This window comes from Ectobacillus funiculus (assembly GCF_004138295.1).
GTDB classification, from domain to species: Bacteria; Bacillota; Bacilli; order Bacillales; family Bacillaceae_G; genus Ectobacillus; species Ectobacillus funiculus.
The window spans coordinates 1-5,748 of record NZ_SCFM01000108.1 but is presented as its reverse complement, the minus strand read 5'-3'; the positions used below and the strand labels follow the sequence as shown (position 1 = coordinate 5,748).

Genomic DNA, 5,748 nt, shown 5'->3' with positions numbered 1-5,748 from the left:
GCCTCTGTCTTCGCCCAAGGGCAGGGCTCGCCAATCAGCGAGTTTTCTTTAAAAATATTAGACTTCTCTTTTTCGTTTCTCTCGATATGTTAAAGCAGGTATAAGTAAAATTCATTCAGTAAAAAAGTAAATAAATATCTTGACGGTTCAGATTTATCTGACTATACTTCAAATTAACCGGACTAACCAATAGTCCAATAGACCAGTTGGATAGGAGGTCTGCTTATGAATAATGAAATGTTTTTAGGCGTACGTAACGAAAGAATATACGAAAAAATAGTGGTGCAAATTAGACAATTAATAGAGGGCGGGAAGTTAAAACCAGGTGATCGTTTACCAGGTGAGCGTGAGCTGGCCCAAACTTTAGGCTGCAGCCGCACCTCATTACGGGAAGCATGCCGAGTGTTAGAGGCAGAAGGGCTCATCGTTTCAAAGCCTGGAGGAGGAAGATTTATTCAGCAGGCCGACCAGAATATGACGTTGGAGTATCGTTTTAATACAGTAGACATGCTTGAAAAGACGGCCATCATTTACTTTTTGGAGGCAAGAGAGACGCTTGAACCAAAAATTGCAGAATTAGCCAGTCAAAGAGCTACCGAAGAAAACATCGAAAAGATGGAACGGGTCTTATTGAAAATGGAAGAAAAACTAAAACAACCTGATGAAATGGTTGAAGCAGACAGCAGTTTTCATTTAGCTTTAGCGGAAGCTACGCAAAACTTTGTGTTTGTCTCGATGATGGAAACGAAATTAAATATGAGCCGCCAGGTTCGAAAGCAAACGTTACGTTCACAAGAACGTTACCTTCAATCTTTAGCAGAGCATCGGGCTATTTTAGCGGCAGTAAAAGATCGCAATGCTTCAGCGGCTGTTAAAGCTACTCTTATTCACCTTCAACATATCCGGGACCATGTCTTGGGGAATTATTAAAAAAAGAAGAGAACTAGTTTTATAGGAGGGGAAAACAATGTTTAAACAAAATTACGGACCTTTAACAGGTGTGCAAATCTTAGATATCTCAACAATGATCGCTGCTCCTTTCGGGGCAACCTTATTAGCAGATTTAGGAGCGGAAGTGACCAAGGTGGAGCTGCCTGGGAAAGGGGACACACTCCGGACGGTCGGACCATGGAAGGGAACAGAGCCTTTGAGATGGCCGGGGTTAGCGCGCAATAAGAAGTCGGTTACGTTAGATATTCGTACAGATGAGGGGCGAGAAATCTTTAAAAAATTAATTAGTCAGGTAGACCTTCTTATTGAGAATTTTCGTCCAGGTACATTAGAAAAGTGGAATTTAGGCTATGAAGAGCTGAAAAAAGTCAATCCTCGCTTGATTATGGTGCGTGTTTCCGGATACGGACAAACAGGCCCATATCGAGAAAAAGCCGGCTTCGGGACTCCGGGCACGGCATTTAGCGGACATACAGCAATCCAGGGCTATCCTGATCGCCCTCCTGTTAGTCCTTCATACTCTCTGCTTGACTATATTACAGGTGTATATGCGGCGTTCGCTGCTGTAAGCGCTCTCTATAACCGTGAGGCAAATGGCGAATCAGAAGGACAAGTAGTGGAAATGGGTCTGTATGAATCCCTCTTCCGTATGCTAGAGTTCCTAGTTGCTGAGTATGACCAAAATGGCAAGGTGAGAGAAAGAAGTCCAGGCTTAGCAGGCCATTCAAGTCCAGCTGGCACATATGAGACGAAGGATGGCAAGTTTGTTGTTCTTGTTTGCAGTACAGATTCCACCTTTAACCGCTTGGCAGAAGCGATGGAACGAACAGATATGCTGACAGATCCTCGTTATCACACGAATTCTGAACGTTTAAAGAATGACCATGAGGTGCAGGAAATCGTAATCAATTGGATTCGTCAATATACACAAAAGGAACTACAGGAGAAATTAGACTTATTCGGTGTGCCAGTCAGCCCGATTTACACAATTGAAGATATTTTTAACGATCCTCATTACCAGGCGAGGGAAAACATCGTCGAGGTGGAACATCCGCGTTTAGGAACCATTAAAGTGCCTGGGGTTGTTCCGAAGTTTTCGAGCACGCCAGGAGCTATTCGCCACCGCGCGCCGGAATTAGGGGAGCATAATGAAGAAATTTTAGGCGGAAAACTGGGGTTATCGGCAGAAGAATTGGCTGTACTGAAAGAGAAGGGGGTTATTTAAGATGAGTAGATTACAGGAGATGGTACTGCCTCCTAAGGTTACAATTTGTGAGGTCGCGCCACGTGATGGGTTTCAAGCGGAAATGGAATGGATTCCGACGGAGCAAAAAATTCGAATTATCCGCGAATTAGCAAAAACAGGCATTCAATCGATGGAAATTACATCCTTTGTGCATCCAAGGGCAATCCCGCAATTAAAGGATGCCGAAGAAGTTGTTAAAAGCGTTCAAGATTTAACCAATATTAAATTCCGTGCACTAGTCCCTAACGTGAAAGGTACACAGCGTGCCATTGATGCAGGGATTAAGAAGCTAAAGCTCATGCTTTCTGCAACAGATTCTCATAGTTTATCCAATGCAAACTGCCTCGTGGAGGAAGCGCAAAATGGCTTTTATCCAATTATTGAACTGGCAGAAAAGCATGGAGTTAAAGTCGGCGGTTCAATTTCTGTAGCTTTTGGCTGTCCGTACGAGGGGAAGCTACCAGTGGAGCGGATCGCTGCCATCGTTGAACGTTACACTACGATGGGAATCGACGAAATCTCATTGGCTGATACAACGGGAATGGCCAATCCTAAGCAGGTGTACGATATGTTAGGGCAATTAAAAGCAGGTTTTCCAAGCATGACGTTTTCTATGCATCTGCATAATACAAGAGGAATGGCCCTTGCAAATGTTATAGCAGCCTTGCAGCAAGGAGTTGTCCACTTTGACAGTTCAATTGCAGGACTGGGCGGCTGTCCATATGCACCTGGAGCAACCGGAAACATTGCCACAGAAGACGTCGTTCATGCATTAGAAGAGATGGGAGTTGGAACAGGGATTGATCTCACGGCTCTTATTGACGTAGCGAAGGATGTAAAGCAAACTATTGGCCATGACGGGGGAAGCTATATGCTTCAAGCTGGTCCATGTTCACAACTGCATGTTAAACCAAAGGTTCAAGAGAAGCTAGGAAGTTAAATAGATTGGGATAATAGAACATATCTATCTCCCGACAATAGATTTAGAAGGAAATACGATTGCCTCTTATTTCAGTATATTATGAGATCCCAAGCAGCCAAGGATTTTTTTAGCCTTGGCTGTTTGGGATCATTTTTTACATTGTAGGAAAGTATAGATTTTTAGCTGGAAGACTATTCGATGAGTTTTCTTTAAATCTTAATTCCACCACTTTAATCCTCGATTGTTAAATCGTATCCTGCAAATTTGGCGCTATAACTCCCGAAAGTCCTTACGACCCCTTTATGAATCTATCTAGATATTTATCTATACCAACAATATGCGTCTTACATAGACCATAGTATGAAAAAATTAGATAGGTTCCGTAACGCAATTTGAACTTATGATTGTTTTCTTGATAAGAGAGGGTGACACCTAAAAAGCTTGATTGCAAAGCAAATTCAGTGTAGGATGTAAATGAATTCCATCCAGTGGAATCTATTTTGATCAATAAACCATTTTATTAACTATAAAAGGATGATGAAAAGATGCCGGCTGAAAAAGAAAATGGAGGGCAAGGAATACGAACCGTTCAAAGGGCTTTGGATATTCTGGCTTGCTTTAGTGAAGCACAATCTGAATTAAATCTTACGCAAATTTCGGAAAAGATAGGATTAGCTAAATCTACAACAACTAGGCTTTTGGCAACCTTAGAGCAGAACGGATATGTAGAAAAGGATTTATCAACGCTTAAATATAAGCTCGGTAAAACAATTTATTATTTAGGTCATATAGCTGGTAAATCCATTGAGTTAAAAACTGTTGCAAAGCCTATTATGGACAAATTACGGGACGAAACAAAGGAAACCATTAACTTACACATTTTGGATGGTACTCATAGAGTGTGTATTGAGCAATCTCTAGGACTTAATACTATAAGTCATAGCATAAAAATTGGAGCAAAGCACCCTTTATGGGCGGGGGCTGGAGGAAAAGCAATTCTTGCTTTTCAGGATGACGAATTTATCAAAACGGTTTTAGAAACGGCAGTCAATCCGAGAGCAGAGTTAATAAATGAATTGAAAGAAATAAATACAACATACTCCTGTAGTAGTATTGACGAAGAAGAAATTGGATCTTCCGCTGTTTCAGCACCGATTTTTAATCTAGACGGAGTGGTCAAGGCGTCCTTATCGATTTCTGGACCAACGAGTAGATTTTCTCAAGAAAATATAAAACATTACCAAAAAATTGTTAAAGATGCGGCTATTTTAATATCTTCCAAAATGGGTTACTTTCACGAAGAAAGCTGACCGCGGGACTATTCTGATAAGCTTTGTTGCGTACTAAGAAGAGGTGGATAAATACAGAATACTCTATACATGGTATATGAAGGTATGCCATAATGAAGGTAAAAAATGATGCCAAATGCATCTAGAGCCGTGAGGGAGAATTATGAAGAGCAGATGGTTTAATGAGGAAAAGCTTCCGTATATATGTACGCCGTTGATAGGAAGGAATACAGATGAGCTGATTGGTGAGTTAACAAGTATTGTCTCGAAAAAGCCGGATGTAATTGAATGGCGCGTTGATTTTTATGAAAATATTGCTGATTTTAATGAAGTCCTAGCGGCAGCTCAAGCGATTTATGAAAACAGCGATGGTATTCCAATCTTGTTTACCATTCGTTCTGATCGAGAAGGCGGTGAGTCAATCTCTTTATCAGAAGAGGACAAGGTTGAGCTGATTAGTGAATTATGCAAAAGCCATTTTATAGCTATGGTTGATTATGAGCTTTCGAATGAACCGAGCAATATTCAGCGTGTTCGTGAGGTTTCTAGAGAGTATGGGAAGGCGCTTGTCATGTCTTACCATAATTTCGGATGTACACCTAAAAAGCCAGAGATTTTAAAGCAAATTCTTTTGGCAGAGTTTTACGGTGCTGATGTAGCCAAGGCATCTGTTATGCCTGTAGACAAACAGGATGTGCTCACTCTATTAGAGGTAACAAGAGAGGCAGTAGACATGCTAACGATTCCTGTTCTTACGATTTCGATGGGTGCGCTTGGTTCAATGAGCAGAGTGATGGGCTGGATGTACGGATCGGTGATGACCTTTGCGGTTGGCGCGAACAGCTCGGCTCCTGGACAGATTCCAATTGAGGACCTGCGAAGCATGATTGGAATGGCGAAGCGGTTTGCGGGAGTAAAGGAATAAGATAAAACATATTAAGAGAAAGCATGAAGCAGTAGAACGGTAATGATAAACTGCTGTAATAAAAGCCGGATGTCTCAGGACATCCGGCTTTTGCGTTGAGTCTGTTTTTTTATTGATTTTCCACACTTTAAGAAAGTATAAATTTCTAACTGGATGCCAATTCGACATAGTGAGAAATTTTAGGAATAAAGTATAAGTGCAACTACGCTTCTGTCTTCGCCCAAGAGCGGGGCTCGCCAATCGTCGAGTTTTCTTTATTAGAAGACACGACATATTTATGAAGTTTTTAACATGATTGCAGAGATATACAATAGGTGAAAAAATTATATAAAAAAAGAATTCACCCTTTCGGACAAGCGCTCATTTACTATAGTAGGAGGTTACAACAGCTGCAAATAAGCTGCTGGAAGTTCGC

General features: G+C 41.3%; 5 protein-coding genes. All 5 read left to right on the top strand.

Features of this window, described 5'->3' with window-relative positions; translation table 11 throughout:
• Nucleotides 1-225: 225 nt before the first annotated feature.
• Nucleotides 226-930 (top strand): FadR/GntR family transcriptional regulator, encoded by a 705-nt coding sequence (locus EP737_RS24900; protein WP_129732079.1) that lies wholly within the window; start codon nucleotides 226-228, stop codon nucleotides 928-930.
• Between the two features lie 37 nt (nucleotides 931-967).
• On the top strand, nucleotides 968-2,176 hold the full coding sequence (locus EP737_RS24895) for a CaiB/BaiF CoA transferase family protein (RefSeq protein ID WP_129732077.1): 1,209 nt from the start codon (nucleotides 968-970) through the stop codon (nucleotides 2,174-2,176).
• A gap of 1 nt (nucleotide 2,177) precedes the next feature.
• Nucleotides 2,178-3,137: a hydroxymethylglutaryl-CoA lyase gene (locus EP737_RS24890; protein WP_129732075.1), complete on the top strand. Its 960-nt coding sequence runs from the start codon at nucleotides 2,178-2,180 to the stop codon at nucleotides 3,135-3,137.
• A 527-nt stretch (nucleotides 3,138-3,664) separates the two neighbouring features.
• Nucleotides 3,665-4,429, top strand: coding sequence for an IclR family transcriptional regulator (locus EP737_RS24885; protein WP_129732073.1), 765 nt, complete (start codon nucleotides 3,665-3,667; stop codon nucleotides 4,427-4,429).
• Nucleotides 4,430-4,571: 142 nt separating this feature from the next.
• Nucleotides 4,572-5,333 carry a type I 3-dehydroquinate dehydratase gene (aroD, locus tag EP737_RS24880; RefSeq protein WP_129732071.1) on the top strand — a complete coding sequence of 254 codons (762 nt, stop codon included), beginning with the start codon at nucleotides 4,572-4,574 and terminating at the stop codon, nucleotides 5,331-5,333.
• The last annotated feature ends 415 nt before the right edge of the window (nucleotides 5,334-5,748 follow it).

What these genes read in the sequence shown, in the direction of transcription:
- EP737_RS24900 (WP_129732079.1), top strand. Translation starts at nt 226, where the DNA reads ATGAATAATGAAATGTTTTTAGGCGTACGTAACGAAAGAATATACGAA.
- EP737_RS24895 (WP_129732077.1), top strand. Translation starts at nt 968, where the DNA reads ATGTTTAAACAAAATTACGGACCTTTAACAGGTGTGCAAATCTTAGAT.
- EP737_RS24890 (WP_129732075.1), top strand. Translation starts at nt 2,178, where the DNA reads ATGAGTAGATTACAGGAGATGGTACTGCCTCCTAAGGTTACAATTTGT.
- EP737_RS24885 (WP_129732073.1), top strand. Translation starts at nt 3,665, where the DNA reads ATGCCGGCTGAAAAAGAAAATGGAGGGCAAGGAATACGAACCGTTCAA.
- aroD (WP_129732071.1), top strand. Translation starts at nt 4,572, where the DNA reads ATGAAGAGCAGATGGTTTAATGAGGAAAAGCTTCCGTATATATGTACG.